Annotated in this window: 20 protein-coding genes and 1 tRNA gene; 19 read left to right on the plus strand and 2 right to left on the minus strand. The window is 46.5% G+C overall.

The window, feature by feature from the left end; genetic code table 11:
* The 12 genes from hisF to NSS94_RS00935 all read left to right on the plus strand — a co-directional run bounded on the left by hisF (position 1) and on the right by NSS94_RS00935 (position 12300).
* Complete coding sequence (gene hisF / locus NSS94_RS00880) at positions 1 to 759, plus strand: imidazole glycerol phosphate synthase subunit HisF (RefSeq protein WP_039274196.1); 759 nt, start codon at positions 1 to 3, stop codon at positions 757 to 759.
* On the plus strand, positions 756 to 1496 hold the full coding sequence (hisIE, locus tag NSS94_RS00885; RefSeq protein ID WP_341038305.1) for a bifunctional phosphoribosyl-AMP cyclohydrolase/phosphoribosyl-ATP diphosphatase HisIE: 741 nt from the start codon (positions 756 to 758) through the stop codon (positions 1494 to 1496). Before hisF ends, hisIE begins: the two co-directional genes overlap by 4 nt.
* A 36-nt stretch (positions 1497 to 1532) precedes the next feature.
* Entirely contained in the window at positions 1533 to 2357 is an 825-nt protein-coding gene (gene hisJ, locus NSS94_RS00890) for a histidinol-phosphatase HisJ (protein WP_069012124.1), read from the plus strand.
* 235 nt (positions 2358 to 2592) lie between these two features.
* A complete protein-coding gene (locus NSS94_RS00895; RefSeq protein WP_165149358.1) occupies positions 2593 to 4362 on the plus strand; it encodes a tetratricopeptide repeat protein in 1770 nt (589 codons plus the stop codon).
* A 39-nt stretch (positions 4363 to 4401) separates the two neighbouring features.
* On the plus strand, positions 4402 to 5355 hold the full coding sequence (gene trxB / locus NSS94_RS00900; RefSeq protein ID WP_029518998.1) for a thioredoxin-disulfide reductase: 954 nt from the start codon (positions 4402 to 4404) through the stop codon (positions 5353 to 5355).
* A gap of 292 nt (positions 5356 to 5647) precedes the next feature.
* The gene (locus NSS94_RS00905; protein WP_029518997.1) at positions 5648 to 6598 is read left to right on the plus strand and encodes an ROK family glucokinase; all 951 of its coding nucleotides are present in this window, start codon (positions 5648 to 5650) and stop codon (positions 6596 to 6598) included.
* 65 nt (positions 6599 to 6663) lie between these two features.
* Complete coding sequence (gene rapZ, locus NSS94_RS00910; protein WP_013308254.1) at positions 6664 to 7563, plus strand: RNase adapter RapZ; 900 nt, start codon at positions 6664 to 6666, stop codon at positions 7561 to 7563.
* 12 nt (positions 7564 to 7575) lie between these two features.
* Positions 7576 to 8562, plus strand: coding sequence for a gluconeogenesis factor YvcK family protein (locus NSS94_RS00915; protein WP_023986485.1), 987 nt, complete (start codon positions 7576 to 7578; stop codon positions 8560 to 8562).
* Positions 8563 to 8567: 5 nt separating this feature from the next.
* Complete coding sequence (gene whiA / locus NSS94_RS00920) at positions 8568 to 9512, plus strand: DNA-binding protein WhiA (RefSeq protein ID WP_341038306.1); 945 nt, start codon at positions 8568 to 8570, stop codon at positions 9510 to 9512.
* Between the two features lie 136 nt (positions 9513 to 9648).
* Positions 9649 to 9918, plus strand: a complete 270-nt coding sequence (locus NSS94_RS00925) for an HPr family phosphocarrier protein (protein WP_013368811.1) — start codon at positions 9649 to 9651, stop codon at positions 9916 to 9918.
* A 271-nt stretch (positions 9919 to 10189) separates the two neighbouring features.
* Positions 10190 to 10951, plus strand: coding sequence for an SIMPL domain-containing protein (locus NSS94_RS00930; protein WP_069012121.1), 762 nt, complete (start codon positions 10190 to 10192; stop codon positions 10949 to 10951).
* Between the two features lie 242 nt (positions 10952 to 11193).
* A complete protein-coding gene (locus NSS94_RS00935) occupies positions 11194 to 12300 on the plus strand; it encodes a PdaC/SigV domain-containing protein (protein ID WP_069012119.1) in 1107 nt (368 codons plus the stop codon).
* A 127-nt stretch (positions 12301 to 12427) separates the two neighbouring features.
* Here NSS94_RS00935 and clpP read toward each other — a convergent pair whose 3' ends face one another.
* Together clpP and NSS94_RS00945 are read right to left on the minus strand one after the other, a co-directional pair.
* Entirely contained in the window at positions 12428 to 13024 is a 597-nt protein-coding gene (clpP, locus tag NSS94_RS00940; protein ID WP_013368815.1) for an ATP-dependent Clp endopeptidase proteolytic subunit ClpP, read from the minus strand.
* Between the two features lie 210 nt (positions 13025 to 13234).
* Positions 13235 to 13309: transfer RNA gene (locus NSS94_RS00945), tRNA-Arg, on the minus strand.
* 269 nt (positions 13310 to 13578) lie between these two features.
* Between NSS94_RS00945 and NSS94_RS00950 the strand changes: the two genes are divergently transcribed.
* From NSS94_RS00950 to secG, 7 genes are all read left to right on the plus strand, one after another.
* The gene (locus NSS94_RS00950) at positions 13579 to 14616 is read left to right on the plus strand and encodes a sugar-binding transcriptional regulator (protein ID WP_029518990.1); all 1038 of its coding nucleotides are present in this window, start codon (positions 13579 to 13581) and stop codon (positions 14614 to 14616) included.
* Positions 14617 to 14710: 94 nt separating this feature from the next.
* Positions 14711 to 15721, plus strand: a complete 1011-nt coding sequence (gene gap / locus NSS94_RS00955; RefSeq protein ID WP_023986488.1) for a type I glyceraldehyde-3-phosphate dehydrogenase — start codon at positions 14711 to 14713, stop codon at positions 15719 to 15721.
* Positions 15722 to 15844: 123 nt separating this feature from the next.
* Positions 15845 to 17026, plus strand: a complete 1182-nt coding sequence (locus tag NSS94_RS00960; RefSeq protein WP_341038309.1) for a phosphoglycerate kinase — start codon at positions 15845 to 15847, stop codon at positions 17024 to 17026.
* 59 nt (positions 17027 to 17085) lie between these two features.
* A complete protein-coding gene (gene tpiA / locus NSS94_RS00965) occupies positions 17086 to 17838 on the plus strand; it encodes a triose-phosphate isomerase (RefSeq protein ID WP_023986490.1) in 753 nt (250 codons plus the stop codon).
* A 1-nt stretch (position 17839) separates the two neighbouring features.
* Positions 17840 to 19384, plus strand: coding sequence for a 2,3-bisphosphoglycerate-independent phosphoglycerate mutase (gene gpmI, locus NSS94_RS00970; RefSeq protein ID WP_013308265.1), 1545 nt, complete (start codon positions 17840 to 17842; stop codon positions 19382 to 19384).
* 63 nt (positions 19385 to 19447) lie between these two features.
* Entirely contained in the window at positions 19448 to 20734 is a 1287-nt protein-coding gene (gene eno / locus NSS94_RS00975) for a phosphopyruvate hydratase (protein WP_013308266.1), read from the plus strand.
* A 341-nt stretch (positions 20735 to 21075) separates the two neighbouring features.
* Positions 21076 to 21309, plus strand: a complete 234-nt coding sequence (gene secG, locus NSS94_RS00980) for a preprotein translocase subunit SecG (RefSeq protein ID WP_013308268.1) — start codon at positions 21076 to 21078, stop codon at positions 21307 to 21309.
* The last annotated feature ends 81 nt before the right edge of the window (positions 21310 to 21390 follow it).

The following is a 21390-nucleotide window of genomic DNA, read 5'->3' on the forward strand; positions in this document are numbered from 1 at the left end:
ATGCTGGCTAAACGTATTATTCCCTGCTTGGATGTAAAGGATGGCAGGGTGGTTAAGGGCGTTAATTTTGTGAACCTACGCGATGCAGGTGATCCGGTGGAATTGGCGGCGCTTTATGACCGGGAAGGGGCAGATGAAATCGTATTTCTGGATATTTCTGCTTCAGTTGAAGGGCGTGCCACCATGGAAGAAGTAGTTCGTCAGACAGCCGGGGAAATTGCCATTCCTTTCACCGTAGGTGGCGGGATATCTCATGTCGATGATATGAAACGCATTTTGCGTGCCGGGGCTGATAAAATCGGCGTAAATACGGCGGCTGTCCGTAATCCTCAGCTGATTGCGGAGGGGGCGCGCAGCTTTGGCTCACAATGTATCGTTGTTGCCATTGATGCCAAGTACAACGAGGCGTGGGGCGAGTGGGAAGTATATACCCACGGAGGCCGCACGCCATCTGGTATTCGCGCCTTGGCCTGGGCTAAGGAAGCTGAACAGTTGGGAGCCGGTGAGATTCTGCTGACCAGCATGAATGCGGACGGAACCAAGGACGGCTTTGACCTGCCGCTGACTTCTGCGGTATCGGATACCGTCGGGATTCCAGTTATTGCTTCTGGCGGAGCAGGCAAACAGGAGCATTTCTATGACGTGTTTACGGCGGGCAGAGCGGATGCTGGATTAGCAGCAACGATTTTTCACTATAAAGAAATAGGAATCCCTGACCTAAAACGGGATTTGAAGCGCAGAGGAGTGGAGATACGATGAGCAACGAATTGAACCAACAGCTATCTCTGGAACAGATACTGGATAATGTCCGCTGGAATGAAGCGGGTCTTGTCTCGGCGATTGTGCAGGATGATGCCACCCTTCAGGTGCTTACGCTGGCCTACATGAACCGCGAGTCGCTGAAACTGTCTTTGGAGTCGGGAGAGACCTGGTTCTGGTCTCGTTCCAGACAGGAGCTGTGGCACAAGGGGGCTACTTCAGGGAATACGCAAAAAATCACTTCCATCCAGTTGGATTGTGACGGTGATGCTCTGTTGATACGTGTCATTCCGAACGGTCCTGCCTGTCATACAGGAGCAACGAGCTGCTTTTTCCGTGATATTTCCGCGCCAGGGACGGCTGTAGCACCTGTTGCAGGAAATGCAGGAGACCACACGCTGGTAAATCAAACCGATGATATTTCCAATGCTTCAGCAGACCGCTTTGAGGTACTTGCCCAGCTGGAGGCGATTATTAAGGAGCGCGAAGAGACACGTCCTGAAGGGGCCTATACGACCTATCTTTTTGATAAAGGTGTAGACAAAATCTTGAAAAAGGTTGGCGAAGAAGCATCCGAGACGATCATTGCCGCCAAAAATAAAGATAATGATGAACTGCGCCTGGAGGTTAGCGACCTGATTTATCACGTGCTGGTGCTGTTGCAGGAGCGCAAGCTACCGCTAGATCACGTGCTGGCTGAGCTGAATCGCCGTCATGAACGACCTCGTCGTGATTAGTACGATTTGTTGTAGTGTTGAAAGAGGGAGGATCGCATGAAAATTGACTATCATACGCATCACGCCCGCTGTGGGCATGCCATAGGGAGTCTGGAAGAGTATGTACAGCAGGGAATTCGGCTGGGGCTGGATCAGCTCGGCTTGTCCGATCACATGCCACTACTGCATGTAAAACCGGCTGACTATTACCCGGAAATGGCGATGCCTATGGAGGAGCTGCCCCGATACGTGGAAGAATGTTTGGAACTGAAGGAACGTTTTAAAGAGCAAATTGATATTCGTGTTGGCTTGGAAGGCGACTACATTGAGGGCTGGGAACGAGAAATCGAAGATATCATCACCGCGTATCCCTGGGATTATGTGATTGGTTCCGTCCATTTTCTAGGTGAATGGGATATCACGGACTTCCGTCAGGTACACCATTGGGAAGGCAAAAATGTGCTTGAGGTGTACCGCACGTATTATAATGCAGTTTCTAAGGCGGCAGCTACCGGTTTGTATGACATCATGGGGCATTTGGATGTCATTAAGCGCTTCGGCTATCATCCGAAGCCGGAGGAAATGGAGGAGCTGCGTGAACTGGAGCGCTCCGCACTCTCAGCCGTTGCCCGCAGCGGTCGGGCGATGGAACTGAATGCATCAGGGCTTTCGAAGCCCTGTGCTGAGATGTTCCCGAGCCGCCGCATGCTGGACGAAGCTTTTTCGCTAGGCATCCCGCTGACCGTAGGATCGGATGCCCATGATCCGGCGAAGCTGTCCGAGCACTTGGAGAAGGCACGCGCGCTTCTATATGAAGTCGGCTATCGCGAGCTTGCCGTATTTCAGCATCGCGAGCGCTCGCCGGTGCCGCTGACGCTTTAATTATTACGTTTATTGGGTCTAAGTATCATATCCAGTGGCTAGCCGAACGCTCCCTATGTATACAGGGAAAAGCGCTCGGCTATTTAGCGTATTCTTGTATATATATCTATTGTATACGAGCATATATCCGTTTTTTGGAATGAGGTAGGATCGACTGTCAAGTCGTTTTGAAGTTGTGGTATACTGAAGGGTATGAACATGTCAGTTACTTTTAAAGGAGGTGCCTTGGTTATTTATGAAAGGGAAACATCTGCGAGTATCGGAACCTAGCCCTAAGATTATTGCTTTGCGTTTCGACGCATCTTTCTTTTTTGAGAAAGCTGTGCGCTCGCTTGATCGCAATCATTATGACAAGGCATTGAAATATTTTCGCAAAGCCGTTGAATATGAACCGGATAATCCGGTGAATCATTGCAATATGGCGGGTATATTATCAGAGATGGGGGATTATGCAGGTTCGAATGAGATCCTGTCCTCTGTTCTGAGTGACGTAGACTCGTCGATGACAGAGTGTTATTTCTATATGGCGAATAATTACGCTAATATGGAGCAGTTTGAAGAAGCGGAGAAAGCATTGGTCACGTACCTGGAGGAGGACGAAGAAGGCCAGTTTCTTGATGAAGCGGAGGAAATGATGGAGCTGCTCTATTATGAGCTGGACCGTCCAACGAAGCTGAACCGCATTAAGGCCCGGCAGGGAGTAGTAGAGCATGATCAGGCTCGTGTCCTGCTGGAGGAGGGGAAATTTGCTCAGGCAGCCCAGTTGCTCAAGCAAATTTCAGAGGAACAACCGGATATGTTCGCTGCGCGAAATAATCTGGCGTTAGCGTATTACTACATGGGATTGTTCCAAAATGCTAAGGCTACCATTATTCAAGTGTTGGAGGATGAGCCGGGGAATTTACACGCATTGTGCAACTTGGCGATCTTTTATCAGCACGAGGGCGGCGGCCCGGAATTGGATCGTCTGGTGCAGACTTTGGCGGTCACTATACCGTTTCAGGAGGAGCAGGTATTCAAGCTGGCGACCACTATGGGCATTCTCGGACGCCATGAGGAGGCCTACAGACATTTCCGCAGGTTGCTTCATGGCGATGGAGAGAACAATGCGGACGCTTCTTTGTACCATTACACGGCGGTAGCTGCCAGCAATACGGGAAGATATGCGGAAGCACGGCGGTTGTGGAGTCATTTGCAAAAGCAGGATGCTTCCTCGGAAGTTCCGCGGTTTTTCCTGTCCCGACTGGAGGAACTCCAGCAGGAGGGTACACCGCTGCAAGTGCTCAGCTATCATTATCATCTCCCGTTTGAGGAGCAATTCCGCATGTGGGAGAAGTTTGGTGCTGACCAGGTGCCTGACAGCATGAAGAAGGACCCGCTAATCCGGTCATCCTTCTTCTGGGCCTTGCGCCACGGGGACCGGGCGACTCAGCTTCAGGTCATTCAGGCGTTAAGCTTGATCGGTGATGATGAGGTGCGTCAGGCACTGGAGTCCTTCGTAGAAGACCCGGACCAGGAGGATGAGCTGAAACGCCGTGCCTTGCAAGTATTGCAAGAGCTGGCGGAGCAGGGTGAGCAGAAAATGTACCCGGAAACGGAACGTTCTGATCAGTTGGAGGTTGAGAACGATCCTCATACAATTGAAGGTGATGTATCTGCCTCCCCGGTTGATCCACAATGGCAGGCAGTGCTGGATAAGGTACTGACCGTTATGAGCAAGCCATCCGATCCGGTCATGCAGCACGACTTGAGATCGCTGTGGCTGGAGTATTTGGATCGGCTTGCCCCGGAAGTTCCGATGGTTCAGCATACTGAGGGATGGGCAGCGGCGCTGGAATATTTGACTGCCAAAATGCATCATCATTCAGTCACCTATCAGGAAGTAGCCGATCGCTATGGTATTTCCGTATCGACCGTAAGCCGCTATGCACGCCAGATTGACAGCGTGTGTGGTATCAAACAGAAGCTGAAGCAGCCGCTCTCCACGTTTAAAAAGCAGGTCTGAGACCTGCTCCAAACATCACTTAAAGGAGGCAACAAACGTATGTATAAATCCATAATTATTGGTACAGGTCCTGCAGGCTACACAGCGGCTATTTATTTGGCACGTGCTAACATGAATCCGCTGATCATTGAAGGGATGCAGCCCGGTGGGCAGCTTACTACAACGACCGAAATTGAAAATTTTCCGGGTTTTGAGCAAGGTATCCTCGGGCCTGAACTGATGGATAATATGCGCAAGCAGGCTGAACGTTTTGGCGCTGAATTTACTTCCGGTTGGGTAGAGGAAGTGGATTTTAGCAAACGTCCTTTTAAAGTGAAGGTAGAGGGTAAAGGCATCATTGAGGCGGAGTCGGTCATTATTGCTACAGGTGCGTCCGCCAAATATCTTGGTATTCCGGGTGAGCAGGACAATGTAGGTCGCGGAGTCAGCACTTGCGCAACTTGCGATGGCTTCTTTTTCCGCGGGAAAAAGATTGTCGTGGTTGGCGGTGGCGATTCAGCCATGGAGGAAGCGAGCTTCTTGACCCGTTTTGCTTCCAGTGTAACCTTGGTCCATCGTCGCGATGAGTTGCGGGCATCCAAAATTATGCAAGATCGCGCGCGTGAGAACGAAAAAGTACATTGGGCATTAAACCGGACTCCTCTGGAAGTTGTGACGGGAGAATCTGGTTTAAAGGGTTTGAAGGTACACAATAATGAGACCAATCAGGATGAGCTGATTGAGGTAGATGGCGTGTTCGTAGCTATCGGGCATACACCGAATACAGGTTTCCTGAACGGACAAATCCATACGGATGAACACGGCTATATTGTAGTGAAGCCAGGCACAACGGAAACGAACATCCCCGGAGTTTTTGCCTGTGGGGACGTACAGGATAATCGTTACCGTCAAGCGATTACGGCTGCGGGAACGGGCTGTATGGCGGCTATGGACTGCGAGAAATATCTCGAAGGCAGTGCTGTTCACGACTGGAGCGAAACACTGGATCAATAAAAGCGTGTCTATAGTACACAAAAAGGCTAACGGGAGAGCGAAGGAAACCTCTGTTATGCCACATCTTTTGTTCAGGAAGAGAAAGCCTGCTGCGTTTGCACGGGCTTTCTCCTTTTTATGGGTGCATAAGGTTAAAAGTTCCTCTAATCGTACACTTTTCAACAAGGAAGTGTCCTTGACCGTAACGAGGGCTTCAATTATAGTTGGAACGTAGGATTACTATTATGAAGTAGGAGTTATAAGCATATATTTCATACCAGGTTTTTAAGTAAACATAAAGGTGGCTTGGAACATGTCTGAAAGTATCTATGTGGGTGTCGATTTGGGCGGTACAGCGATTAAAGTAGGCATTTGTAATGAGAACGGACAGCTTTTGCACACATACGAGGGACCAACCGAAACCGATAAAGGTGTAGATGTTGTCATTGGTAATATCGAAAAATATGTGCGGCACATTGTTGAGGAATCTCCTTATGAGTGGGATCAACTCAAGGGTGTCGGTGCAGGCGTTGCAGGTTTTACGAATGTTCGTGATGGTATTATTGTCCTCGCTCCTAATATTGGCTTTCGTGACGTACCGATCCGTGCGCTCCTAGAGAACCGGATTGGCAAGCCTGTGAAAATAGACAATGATGCGAATGTTGCTGCGCTAGGTGAGGCTTGGGCTGGTGCAGGCAAAGGCATCGAAAACTGCGTATGCTATACCCTGGGAACAGGAGTAGGTGGCGGTATTATTATAAACGGTAGAATATACCAAGGTTCTTCAGGCATGGCCGGGGAAATTGGTCATATCAGCGTCGTACCTGATCTGGAGGCAATTCAGTGTGGATGCGGCAAAATGGGTTGCTTGGAAACTGTATCTTCTGCAACAGGCATCATTCGTATGGCCAAGGATGCTGTGGAACGTGGCGACCGGACCTCTCTGGCGCTGGAGGATCAAATTGCCGCCAAGGAAGTATTTGATGCTGCTAAAGCCGGGGATGAAGTCGCACTGCGTATCGTGAACCGGGCTGCCTTTTATTTGGGGAAATCCATGGCAGCGGTTGCCGCTGTGCTTAATCCAGAGTTGTTTATTATAGGCGGCGGTGTTTCTAAAGCAGGCGACTTTTTGTTTGAAGAGATGCGTCGCGTATACGCCAAGCTGGCACCTGAACCGCTTCAAAAAGGTGTATATATCGTACCAGCGGTGTTAGGCAATGACGCGGGTGTTGTAGGGGCTGCAGGGTTGCTGCTACGCTCCTGACCACAGGTTACTGATAATACGGGTACTGGCATAGAGCGAAGAAGCAAAAGGAGAGGGAAGTCCATATGACAGATAACCTAAAAAATGCTGCGCCGTGGGCAACGCTCATTATTATTACGGGGATGTCAGGCGCAGGGAAGACCATTGCGGTTCAGAGCCTGGAAGACTTGGGCTTCTTCTGTGTTGATAATTTGCCCCCTGTACTGATTCCCAAATTTGCAGAGTTGATTGAGCAGTCTAATGGTAAAATAGGCAAGGTTGCACTCGTCATTGATTTACGCGGACGAGAATTTTTCACTGCCTTGTCGGAATCGTTGAATTATATTAAAGATCATTTTACGATTCATTGTGAAATTTTATTCTTAAATGCGAATGATGGCGTTCTCGTACAGCGGTATAAGGAAAGTCGTAGACGTCATCCGCTGGCTCCAGACGGTATGCCTTTGGATGGGATTCGGTTGGAGCGCAAGATGTTGGAAGAACTAAAAAGCTCGGCTACACAGGTTATTGACACAAGTGTGATGAAGCCTGCAACTTTAAAGGCAAGGATTATTTCACGATTTTCTCATCTGGAGAGCAGTATGCTTTCCGTGAACATTACTTCTTTTGGCTTCAAGTATGGTATTCCCATTGATGCCGATCTTATATTCGATGTGCGCTTCCTGCCTAATCCCCACTATGTGGATCAACTACGTCCCCACACTGGACAGGATAGCGATGTATATGATTATGTCATGAAATGGCCCGAGACTCAGGCATTCTTGACCAAGTTGCTGGATATGTTACACTTTTTGATTCCGCAATATCGCAAAGAAGGCAAAAGCCAGGTCATTATCGGCATTGGCTGTACTGGCGGTAAGCATCGTTCTGTTGCAATATCGGAGTATTTAGGAAAAATGCTGGGTGCCAGCGAGACAGAATCTGTTTCTGTTTCGCATCGGGATGCTGATCGGGACCGGCATTAATGAGGTGAAATCATGAAAGAGACCGGATCACAACGGGAGCGCCCACGTATAGTTGTTATGGGCGGCGGAACCGGCTTGTCCGTCATGCTGCGGGGCTTAAAGCAAAAGCCGCTAGATATTACGGCTATTGTTACAGTCGCTGACGATGGCGGAAGTTCCGGGATTTTGCGCAGTGAGCTGCAGATGCCCCCCCCAGGGGATATTCGCAATGTGCTGACTGCCTTGGCTGACGTGGAACCAGTGATGTCAGATATGCTGAAATACCGTTTCGGTGCGGGATCAGGATTGTCAGGCCATAGTCTGGGCAATCTGATTTTAGCAGCGATGACCGATATATCGGGAGATTTTGTAACGGCGGTGCGTGAGCTTAGCCGTGTATTTGCTGTCCGGGGACGTGTGCTGCCAGCAGCCGAGGAAGGCGTTGTGCTAAGCGCCGAAATGGAGGATGGCACGGTGATTACCGGAGAGTCCAAGATCCCAGAAGCGGGCGGACGAATCAAACGCGTCTTTCTTGAACCGACTCACGTGGAGCCGTTGCCTGAGGCTGTAGAGGCCATTAATGAAGCTGATGCGATTTTGATTGGCCCCGGCAGTCTATATACCAGCATATTACCGAATTTGCTTGTACCTAAACTCGCTGAAGCTGTAGTGAAATCAGACGCTATCAAAATATTTGTCTGTAACGTTATGACCCAGCCTGGTGAAACCGATGGTTATACGGTAGGAGATCACCTGCAAGCTATTTTTGAGCACGTAGGACACCATCTCTTCGACTATGTCATTGTAAATAACGGAGAAATTCCACCCCAAGTACAGGAAATGTATGCTGAGCAGGGAGCCAAGCCAGTTCAAGTAGACATGGGCGAGCTGACCGACCGGGGATATAAAGTGGTGGCAGATACATTAGTTCTGTTCCGCACGTATTTACGGCATGATGCAGACAAATTGAGCCAGCATATTTACCAATTGGTACAAAACTGGATATTAAGAAGGAGGTGAGTCCCTTGTCCTTTGCGGCACAAACGAAAAAAGAGCTTACGATGATTGAAAGCCAGCCCTGCTGTGAGAAAGCGGAACTATCTGCGCTCATACGTATGCTCGGATCCGTACAACTGTCGAATAAAAGGGTGATATTGGACGTGTCCACAGAAAATGCCGCGATTGCAAGGCGGATTTACTCCTTGATCAAGAAGCATTTTCAACTTCATATCGAACTGCTTGTACGGAAAAAAATGCGCTTGAAAAAAAATAATGTGTACATTGTCCGTATTCCCAATGGTGTGCAGCAACTGCTAAAGGATCTTTATATCGTCACAGAAGGTTTCTTGTTCACTGACGGGATTAATCGGGATATCGTTCGGAAAAACTGTTGTAAGAGGGCTTATTTGCGGGGCGCCTTTATGGCAGGTGGCTCTGTCAACAATCCTGAAGGATCGTCTTACCACCTTGAAATTTCTTCGATGTATGAGGAGCATTGTCAGGCACTCGTTGATCTTGCGAATGAATTTCATCTAAATGCTCGCTGTATTGAGCGAAAAAAAGGTTTTATTCTCTACATCAAGGAAGGCGAGAAGATCATTGAGCTGCTTAGCATCATTGGGGCGCATCAAGCCTTGTTCAAATTTGAAGATGTACGCATTATGCGCGATATGCGCAATTCCGTAAATCGCATTGTCAATTGTGAAACGGCTAATTTGAATAAGACGATCGGAGCTGCTGTCAGGCAAATTGAGAATATTAAGTTGCTGGAGAGGGAAGTTGGTTTGGAGACCTTGCCGGATAAACTGCGTGAAGTGGCAGAAATTCGGCTCGCTCATCCCGATTTGAATTTGAAAGAAGTCGGGGAAATGCTTAAAGGGGTCGTGAGTAAATCGGGTGTAAATCATCGGCTTCGCAAAATTGATGAGATGGCTGACAAAATTAGGGGCGAAAATGGCCTGATTCCGTAAAAAGAGTGTCCATGGGGCTTTTAGCCCCGGTTTTTTTAGTTTTTTTTCTAGTGTCTGTCCCGGGTTAATGTTATAATGTGATAAATAAAATGGAGTAAGTAGTGTCCAGATTTATTTGATGAGGGGGTAAGCTGACATGTCAAAACATCCGGTAGTCGTACGCTTGAAAACAGGACTGCACGCCAGACCTGCTGCGTTGTTCGTACAGGAAGCGAATAAATATTCATCTGAGATTTTTGTGGAAAAAGAAGACAAAAAAGTTAATGCCAAGAGCATCATGGGTATTATGAGTCTTGCCATCAGTACAGGTACTGAAATCAATATTAGTGCTGAAGGTGCGGACGCCGAACAGGCTGTAAACGCTTTAGTAAGTCTGGTTAGTAAGGTAGAGCTGGAAAATCAATAAACAAAGAATTGCTTGTAATATAGTGTATGATCTTAGTGAAAAGCCCCTTTGGGGCTTTTTTTATATCCAGAAAAAAATCCTTCGAACACTCCTCAGCTAACTGTTTTATTGTGGATTTATTGGATATAGAGGCCGTATTAAGTTCAAACTATAAATAATGAAAATCCTCGTGGTCATGCTCTGTTTCGGAAATTTGTACGCTTGGCTGCAACCTTTTTCCGTCTTTTCCGTCTGGAAGGTACAAACATTTACTAGAAAGAGGCTGAATTCAATGAGACTTTGGACAAAAACAGTAGCCACAGCAGTTCTCACAGGTGCATTAATAGCAGGGGGAGTAGCAGGAGGATTATGGACAGGGGCAGAGCGTGCTTATGCTGCGTCAACAGCTTCGACGGTAAACGGTGTAATTAATGTGATTGGAAGCGGGGAAGTATTGGCAAAGCCCAATATTGCTTATCTCTCTATCGGTGTACAATCGGAAGGGAATACGGCAGCCGCTGCTCAAAAGGCTAATGCTACAAAATTGAACAAGGTTACACAACTGCTGAAAGAAAAGTGGAGCATCAGCGGAGATGACATTCAGACCAGCCAGTTTTATGTACAGCCTAACTACACCTATAACGAAAAAGAAGGGCAGAAGCTCAAAGGCTACACTGCCAACCATACACTTTCCGTTAAATACCGCGATTTGGATAAAATAGGTCAGTTGTTGGATGAGGCGACCAAGTCCGGAGCCAATAACGTAGATAATGTTCGTTTTTCGGTGGAAGATCCTTCGACTTATGAGGAAGAAGCCATTACTAAAGCATTGGGAAGCGCACAATCTAAAGCCAGTGCTGTAGCTAAAGCGGCCAAACGCGGATTAGGTGCTCTTGTGAATGTGACGGTAGATGGCGGAGAAGCACAAGTCTTTACACAACGTGAAAATGCCATGTCAAAATCGCTCATGGATTTAGCAGGTAGCGGGACAGACATACAATCGGGGCAAGTAACAGTGAAAGTTCAGGTGTCGGCTCAATACGAAATGAACTAATATTAGATCATCAAACGAAGCCACAAGCGGCCTGCATCATGCGCAGGCTGGCTTGCTGGCTTTTTTTGTATACCGAAACCTTTTTGTAATGAGTCTGTCATAGCTAAGGGTTATTAGGTGTACAGATTGAAATCGGGGAGTGTACAGATTGTAAACTACATACAATGGGGTATAGATATAATAAGTAAAGTGATTATTTACACATAGACAATACAGAAATAATAACAGGAGGAATACTTAATATGAATAAGCATACGAAAAAATGGGGTTCAGCACTGCTGGCAGCAGGGATTTTAGCAGGAGTTGCAGCTGTTCCCGTTTCATATATCCAGGCAGCATCGATTAAACAGCAGCAAGCGGCAACACAGCAACCAGGAATCACTATCCAATGGAATGGTAAAACGTTGCCCGCTAAAGGTGTTCAAGTGAACGGGAGTACAATGATTCCGGTGGCCGCACTGCGTGACAGCTTGGGGATTCCAGTAAGCTATGATGCGAAAGCAACGACCTATACCGTAGGTAGCGGGTACAATAAACTTTACATTATGGCTTCTTCCTCGGATGCCTACGTCAACGTCAATGGAATCAATACACGTAGTATGGATGCCAAACAGATCGCTGGGAAGCTATACATTCCTATGAGTCTGTTGAAAGACTATCTAGGCATAGATGCTCAATGGAACGCAGCTCAGAAGACAGTAACGCTAAGTAAAAGTCAGCTAAACCCGATCACAATTGCGTCTCAAACACTTCCAGCTTCGAGTAATGCGAAGGTATCTTACAAAGTTAAGTATCCGCAAATCAGCGGCAGCCAGCTGAATCCTGAGGCAGAGCAGGCCATTAACCATGTGCTTAAAAAGCATGCAGAGGGTATATTGGCAGCAGGCAAAAAGATGGTGGCTGAGGGAGAGGCTACAACAGAAAGACCATATGATTTCGAAAATGATTTTGCAATTGCCTATAACAAGGACGGTATTCTAAGTGTGATTATGCAGGATTACTCGTATATGGGTGGCGCACATGGAATGACGGTACGTAAAGGATATACGTTCTCGCTCGCTGATGGTAAACTGCTGCAGTTGTCTGACGTATTGAAGGCGAATCCAAATTACAAAAAGTTCCTCAATGCTGATTTGAAGAAAAAAATCGATGCGCTTCAGGCTGGTGAAGGATTCGGTAAATTTAAAGAGTTGGCGGCAGATCAGAATTTTTATGTGACGAACAGTGGAGTAACAATCGTGTTTGATTTGTATGATTATGCGCCATACGCGTATGGAATTCCGGAGTTTACCTACTCGTTCGGTCAACTGCTGCCTCAAGGCGGAAAGCCTTTTGCGGGACAGATTTAATAGTAGAAATGAGTAAGTTGGACTGTCTATACTCTAAAAAACAATAAAGCAAAAAAGCTGCCTACCGGATAATAACATCCGGAGCAGCTTTTTCATTTACCAGCTATCGAGAGGCAAATTTTTTCTCTTATACACCTTCTGGAGAGGAGCTAGTTAGCACTTTATCAATAATACCGTATTCTTTGGCATCATCAGCAGACATGAAGTAGTCACGGTCTGTATCTTTTTCAATACGTTCCAGTGGTTGGCCTGTGCGATCTGCGAGAATGCGGTTCAGTTTATCACGCATTTTCAGAATGCGGCGTGCGCGGATTTCGATATCCGTTGCCTGGCCTTGTGCACCACCCAGAGGTTGGTGAATCATAATTTCACTGTTTGGCAAAGCGAAACGTTTACCTTTGGCGCCTGCATTCAGCAAGAACGCGCCCATGGAAGCCGCCATACCTACACAAATCGTAGATACATCAGGTTTAATGTATTGCATCGTATCGAAAATGGCCATACCAGCTGTAATGGAACCGCCAGGACTGTTAATATACAAGTGAATATCTTTTTCAGGATCTTCGGCAGCCAAAAACAGCATTTGCGCAATTATAGAGTTGGCTACAACGTCATTGACGTCCGAGCCTAACAAAATAATGCGATCCTTTAACAGTCTGGAATAAATGTCATAGGCGCGTTCGCCGCGGTTACTTTGTTCTACTACCATAGGAACATAGCTCACGTCAAAAAACCTCCCTTAAATATCGTTAGTGGATTTGGTGGACATGCCGAGTACACGTCCCTTATTTATAAACTGTTACCGTATTAACCACATGATAAACAATTTCAAACAAAAAGTCAAAGAAAGTCAAACTAATGATTAAAAAAAAGAGCCCTCAGCGCTCTTATTGGTTAAAACATTATATAGAAGCATTTAAGCGTTCATTTAAAATGGCGCGCCCGCGAGGAATCGAACCTCGATCTCAGGCTCCGGAGGCCTACGTCATATCCGTTGGACCACGGGCGCATAGTTGATTCAATGCAAACAACTAACTAATTAAACAGCTAATTGGAAACAAAGATGATTATATGATATACAGCAGTGAATTGCAAGCTTTTATTAAATGCGCATATTCAGACAAATGGTTGAGAAATATAGGTTCAGATAGACTTGCATATGGAGCAAATATTGGTTAAGATATACGTGGGACTTAAAAAGTTATCCCGGGACGTTTTAAGACCAGTTAGAGATAGAGCATTAGAGACAGAACTTAGAAGTGTGCGGGAGTGGAAAGCATGCGAAAGATATTAGAAATACAGAAGCAGCTTCTGCCCGACCTCATGGATGTTTTGAAAAAAAGGTACACGATCCTGCATCAGATTATGCTGTCCGATGTTGTTGGACGCAGAACACTGGCAGCTTCACTGAACATGACCGAGCGCGTGTTGCGCGCCGAAACCGATCTTCTTAAAGCTCAGGGGCTAATTGAGATTGAGAGTGTAGGCATGAAGGTGAGCAAAGCAGGACTGGATCTGCTGGAACAGCTGGAGCCGATTGCGAACAACTTGTTCGGCCTGTCCCAATTGGAGGACCAGATTCGTCAAGCCTATGGTTTGAGGAAGGTGGTTGTCGTTCCAGGGGATTCGGATGTTTCTCCGTTAACAAAGCAGGAGCTGGGGCGCGCTGGAGCAAAAGCGTTGCTAAGTGTTATGGACGACGAGGATGTGGTCGCTGTAACAGGTGGCACGACGATTGCAGACGTGGCGGAACAACTGGCATTGCCTTCTAATGGCCCCCTTAAGGGTGGGTGGTTTGTACCGGCACGCGGGGGTTTGGGAGAAAGCATGGAAATGCAGGCCAACACAATTGCTTCCACAATGGCTCGCAAGGTCGGCGCTCAATACCGTCTGCTCCATGTACCGGATTTGCTCAGCAATCATGCTTACAACTCCTTGCTTGAAGATACGAACATTCAGGATATATTGAGCCTGATTCGCGAGAGTCGTATCATCATTCACGGGATAGGCAACGCCATAGCGATGGCACATAGACGTAAACTTGATCCCGAAACCTTTGCCCAGATCAGCAGTGAAGGGGCGGTAGCCGAATCGTTTGGTTATTATTTTAACGAAGATGGCGTCGTTGTTCACAGAATGCTGACGCTTGGACTCCGATTGGAGGACATTAGGCGTACCGATACGGTTCTAGGTGTAGCTGGAGGCAAGAACAAGGCGGCCGCTATTCATGCGGTACTGCGTTTCGGGCAAGAAGACATTCTAGTCACCGACGAAGGCGCTGCTGTTGAGATTGTAAGTCGTTATTTAAATGATTAATATAGGATTTATGAATCGTGTTGTCTTGACAGGCTTTCGGGTCTGTCTTGAATATATAAAACTAAACTAAACGAACTTTGGGAGGAACTCACTCATGACAGTTAAAGTTGGTATTAATGGTTTCGGACGTATTGGACGCCTTGCTTTCCGTCGGATTCAAAACGTGGAAGGTATTGAAGTAGTAGCAATCAATGACTTGACAGATTCCAAAATGTTGGCACATTTGTTGAAATATGATACAACACAAGGTAATTTCCAAGGACAAGTAGAAGTACATGATGGCTTCTTCAAAGTAAACGGTAAAGAAGTTAAAGTTTTGGCTAACCGCAACCCTGAAGAACTCCCTTGGGGAGACCTGGGTGTAGACATCGTTCTGGAATGCACAGGTTTCTTCACAACTAAAGAAGCTGCTGAGAAACATTTGAAAGGCGGCGCTAAAAAAGTTGTTATCTCCGCTCCAGCTACTGGCGACATGAAAACTGTCGTTTACAACGTAAACCATGAAATTCTGGATGGAACTGAAACTGTAATCTCTGGTGCTTCTTGCACAACGAACTGCCTGGCTCCTATGGCTAAAACACTGCAAGATAAATTTGGTATCGTTGAAGGTTTGATGACTACAATTCATGCTTACACTGGCGACCAAAACACTTTGGATGCTCCACATGCTAAAGGTGACTTCCGTCGTGCTCGTGCAGCAGCTGAAAACATCATTCCTAACACAACTGGTGCTGCTAAAGCAATCGGTTTGGTTATCCCTGAGTTGAAAGGTAAATTGGATGGCGCGGCTCAACGTGTTCCAGTACCTACAGGTTCCCTGACTGAGTTGGTAACAGTTCTGGAGAAAAACGTAACTGCTGAAGAAATCAACGCAGCGATGAAAGAAGCTTCCGATCCTGAAACTTATGGATACACTGAAGATCAAATCGTTTCTTCCGACATCAAAGGCCTCACTTTCGGTTCTTTGTTCGATGCAACTCAAACTAAAGTTCTGACTGTCGGCGACAAACAACTGGTGAAAACTGTAGCTTGGTATGACAACGAAATGTCCTACACTGCACAATTGATCCGCACGTTGGAATACTTCGCTAAACTGGCTAAATAATAAGAACTTTCTTATTAGCAACATCATAGAGCGGAAACAGGTTATTGTTTCCGCTCTTTATATATCAAAATGTGCCTTGAATTCCTGTTTCGTAAAATTATAAGGGTGCGGAGGAATATGGAGATGAACAAAAAGAGCGTACGTGATATAGAACTGAATGGAAAACGGGTGTTTGTTCGTGTAGATTTTAACGTTCCGGTTGAAGACGGTAAAATTACAGATGACAAGCGTATTCGTGAAACCTTGCCAACCATTAACTACCTGATTGAAAAAGGTGCAAAAGTTATTTTGGCGAGTCACTTTGGACGTCCAAAAGGTCAGGTTGTTGAATCCATGCGTCTGACTCCTGTTGGTGTACGTTTGTCTGAACTGCTGAAAAAGCCAGTAGTTAAAGTGGACGAAGCGGTAGGCGAAGCTGTTAAAGCGAAAGTGGCTGAACTGCAAAACGGCGACGTGCTGTTGCTTGAAAATGTACGTTTCTATGTAGGAGAAGAAAAGAATGATCCTGAGTTGGCGAAGCAATTTGCTGAATTGGCTGACGTTTTCGTGAATGACGCATTCGGCGCAGCACACCGTGCTCATGCTTCCACTGAAGGTATCGCTCATATTCTTCCGGCTGTTTCCGGCCTGCTGATGGAAAAAGAATTGTCTGTTATTGGTAAAGCTCTGTCGAATCCAGATCGTCCTTTTACAGCCATTATCGGCGGTTCCAAAGTAAAAGACAAAATCGACGTGATCGACAACCTGCTGAACATTGCAGATAACGTAATCATTGGTGGCGGTTTGACTTATACATTCTTCAAAGCTCAAGGTTATGAAGTGGGTCAATCTTTGCTGGATGAATCCAAACTGGACGTAGCTCTTGGATTTATCGAAAAAGCGAAGAAACTCGGCAAAAACTTCTATCTTCCGGTAGATATTGTTGTGTCTGACGATTTCAGCGCTACGGCGAACACAGACATTGTGGATATCGACGGCATTCCTGCAGCTTGGGAAGGCGTGGACATTGGACCGAAAACACGTAAAATCTATGCAGATGTAATCAAAAACTCCAAACTGGTTGTATGGAACGGACCAATGGGCGTATTTGAAATCGAGCCTTTCGCTGGTGGTACTCGTGAAGTAGCGGAAGCTTGCGCAACAACTGAAGCATACACCATCATTGGTGGCGGTGATTCTGCGGCTGCGGCTGAAAAATTCCACTTGGCTGACAAGATGGATCATATTTCCACTGGCGGCGGCGCATCTCTGGAATTTATGGAAGGCAAAGCACTTCCGGGTGTTGTTGCACTGAACGATAAATAATCAAACGCACTATGCGTGAATAAAGCTTTAGGGCACCTAATAGTTAGGAGTTGAAACCATTGAGAACACCGATTATCGCGGGTAACTGGAAGATGTTTAAAACCGTACCAGAAGCTAAAACTTTCATCGAAGAGATCAAAGGCAAAGCAGAGGTTGCAGGAGTGGAAAGCGTGATTTGCGCACCATTTACGAATCTTCCTGCTCTGGTTGAAGCAGTAAAAGGCACGTCTATTAAAATTGGCGCACAAAACCTGCACTTTGCAGAAGATGGTGCATTTACAGGTGAAATTAGCGGCGGAATGCTGAAAGATCTGGGCGTAGACTACGTTGTGATCGGACACTCCGAACGTCGTGAATATTTTAATGAAACAGACGAAACGGTGAACAAAAAGGTTCATGCGGCATTCCGTCATGACCTGACTCCAATCGTATGTGTAGGCGAAAAGCTGGAAGATCGTGAAGCTGGACAAACCAAAGAAGTTGTAAAAGTGCAAACTGTAGCAGCTTTTGCTGGTTTGGCTAAGGATCAGGCTGCACAAGTAGTTGTTGCTTATGAGCCAATCTGGGCCATCGGAACAGGCAAATCCTCCACTTCGCAGGATGCGAATGAAGTGATTTCCTATATCCGCAGTCTGATTAAAGAGCTGTATGATGAAAATACAGCAAATGCTGTACGTATTCAGTATGGTGGTAGTGTAAAACCTGAAAATGTTACTGAGTACCTGGGTCAAAGCGATATCGACGGCGCGCTCGTGGGCGGTGCCAGTCTTCAACCGGCGTCGTACATCGCGCTTGTTGAGGGGGCGAAGTAAGATGACAGCACCAAAACCGGTAGCTTTAATTATTATGGACGGGTTCGGACTGCGTGACACCGTGGAAGGCAATGCGGTTGCACAGGCCAACAAACCGAATTACGACCGGTATTTACAACAGTATCCTCATACGACGCTGACGGCTTCTGGCGAAGCAGTAGGTTTGCCGGAAGGACAAATGGGTAACTCTGAAGTGGGTCACTTGAACATCGGCGCAGGCCGTATCGTATATCAAGACTTGACTCGTATTTCGAAGTCCATCCGTGAAGGTGAATTCTACGACAATGAAACACTGGTTAAAGCAGTGCAACATGCCAAGAAGAACAACACGAAACTTCACCTGTACGGACTTCTGTCCGACGGCGGCGTGCATAGCCATATCAGCCATCTGTTCGCTATGCTGGACTTGGCGAAAAAAGAAGGCCTAACAGAAGTGTACATTCATGCTTTCATGGATGGACGCGACGTTATGCCAGACAGCGGCGTAGGCTTCATGCAGCAGCTGATCGCTAAAATTCAAGAAGTGGGCGTAGGTAAAATTGCGACTGTACAAGGACGCTATTATGCTATGGACCGCGACAAACGTTGGGAACGTGTAGAGAAATCTTACCGTGCAATCGTATACGGAGAAGGACCTCAATACACAGATCCAATGGAAGCATTGAAAGAATCGTATGAAAAATCAGTGTTCGACGAATTTGTGGAGCCAACTGTTATTGTGAAGGCTGACGGAAGTCCTGTAGGGCTGGTCGAAAGCAATGACTCTGTTATCTTCCTCAACTTCCGTCCTGACCGTGCGATTCAACTGTCTCAGGTATTTACAAACGCGGACTTCCGTGGTTTTGACCGTGGCCCGAAATGGCCTAAAGATTTGCACTTTGTTTGCCTGACGTTGTTCAGCGAAACGGTTGAGGGCTTTGTAGCTTACGAACCGAAAAATCTGGATAACACGTTTGGTGAAGTGTTGGTTCAAAACAACAAGAAGCAATTGCGTATTGCCGAGACTGAAAAATATCCGCACGTTACTTTCTTTTTCAGTGGCGGACGTGATGTGGAGCTTCCTGGCGAAACTCGTATTTTGATCAACTCGCCTAAAGTGGCTACATATGACTTGCAGCCGGAAATGAGTGCGTATGAAGTAGCGGATGCTGCTGTTAAGGAAATCGAAGCCGACAAGCATGATGCGATTATCCTGAACTTTGCCAATCCGGATATGGTTGGACACTCCGGTATGCTGGAGCCAACGATTAAGGCGGTAGAGACGACGGATGAATGTGTTGGACGTGTTGTAGATGCGGTTAAAGCCAAAGGTGGCGTGGTTATTATCATTGCCGACCATGGTAACGCGGATATGGAAATTGATGAGCAGGGACGTCCGTTCACAGCTCACACAACGAATCCGGTTCCGTTCATTTTGACTGACGAAAATATCGTTTTGCGTGAGCATGGAATATTGGCTGACGTAGCTCCAACGCTTCTGGATTTGATGCAACTTCCGCAACCTGCGGAAATGACAGGAAAATCTATGATTGCATCCCGCAAGTAAGCTTGATTTAATAAGTATAGGCTTGACCAATAAATCATGATTCACAAAGGAGATTAAGTACAAATGACTATTATTTCTGACGTGTACGCTCGCGAAGTCCTCGACTCCCGTGGTAACCCTACGGTTGAAGTTGAAGTATATCTGGAATCCGGTGCTATCGGTAGTGCTATCGTTCCTTCCGGTGCCTCCACAGGCGCTCACGAAGCTGTAGAACTTCGTGATAACGACAAATCCCGTTACCTGGGTAAAGGCGTTCTGCAAGCTGTTAAAAACGTGAACGAAATTATTGCTCCTGAAGTAATCGGCTTGGATGCTGTGAACCAAGTAGAAATCGACACGCTGATGATCAAATTGGATGGTACACATAACAAAGGTAAATTGGGTGCAAACGCAATTCTGGCAGTATCCATGGCTGTAGCTCGCGCTGCTGCTGAAGCTCTGGGCTTGCCACTGTACACTTACCTGGGCGGATTCAATGCTAAACAATTGCCAGTACCAATGATGAACATCGTTAACGGTGGCGCTCATGCCGACAATAACGTTGACGTACAAGAGTTCATGGTTCTGCCTGTAGGCGCTCCTACATTCAAAGAAGCTCTGCGTGTAGGCGCAGAAATCTTCCACAACCTGAAATCCGTACTGAACTCCAAAGGTTTGAACACAGCTGTTGGTGATGAAGGTGGTTTTGCTCCTAACTTCAAATCTAACGAAGAAGCTCTGTCCACTATTATCGAAGCGATCGAAAAAGCTGGTTACAAACCAGGTGTTGACGTATTCCTCGGTATGGACGTTGCTTCCACTGAGTTCTTCAAAGATGGAAAATATACTTTGGAAGGCGAAGGCAAATCCTTCACTTCTGCTGAGTTCGTTGACCTGCTTGCTTCTTGGGTTGATAAATACCCAATCATCACTATTGAAGATGGTTGCTCCGAAGATGACTGGGAAGGTTGGAAATTGCTCACTGAAAAATTGGGCAACAAAATCCAATTGGTTGGTGACGACCTGTTCGTAACAAACACAGAGCGTCTGGCTAAAGGTATCGATGAAAACATCGGTAACTCCATCCTGATCAAAGTAAACCAAATCGGTACGCTGACTGAAACATTCGATGCTATCGAATTGGCTAAACGTGCAGGATACACAGCTGTTATCTCTCACCGTTCCGGTGAATCCGAAGACAGCACAATCGCTGATATCGCTGTTGCAACAAATGCAGGCCAAATTAAAACAGGTGCTCCTTCCCGTACTGACCGTATTGCGAAGTACAACCAATTGCTCCGCATTGAGGATCAACTGGGTGAACTGGCTCAATACCACGGCCTGAAATCTTTCTACAACCTGAAAAAATAATATTGCGCAAAAATGCTGATGGCGTCTCTTGACTCATGGTTTATGATCACGAAGTCTGAACGCTCAAAGCTTTTACGCATGAATAAAACAGGCCTACTCGCCACCGCGAGCAGGTCTGTTTTTTGTTATTATGGATGTGTATGAGAATTTATAACTTTGCAAAGGCTTAATGGCTGAGTGACTTGCTATAGCTGTTGTTATCTACTGGAAGCTGTGGTAGAATAAAAATAGTGTTTTGCGTTAATTTCCGGCTATTTATAACATGATATGTACATGTTTTCATAAAAGAGGCTGTGTTGTTTTGCAAAACAGATGTATAAGCTCAGGAGGTGGGATTTTTCATGGAAATCTTTTTGAAAGTGCTGCTCGTTGTGTTCTCGATTGCTGTTATTGCGGTTGTTTTACTGCAAAAGGGGAAAAGTGCAGGTTTGTCCGGTGCCATCTCTGGCGGTGCTGAGCATCTGTTCGGCAAGACAAAAGCTCGCGGTATGGATTTGATTTTACAACGCGCAACTGCTGTTTTGGGTGCGGGTTTCATGATCGTTTCTGTTTTAGTTGCATTTTTTGCAAAATAAGATAAATATGTACCTTAAGCCTTCGTTTCGCGGGAAACGGGGGCTTTTTTTAGATTTTGGACAGGCAGGGATGCCGTCGAT

The organism is Paenibacillus sp. FSL L8-0644 (genome assembly GCF_038008165.1).
Classification (GTDB): Bacteria; Bacillota; Bacilli; order Paenibacillales; family Paenibacillaceae; genus Paenibacillus; species Paenibacillus polymyxa_D.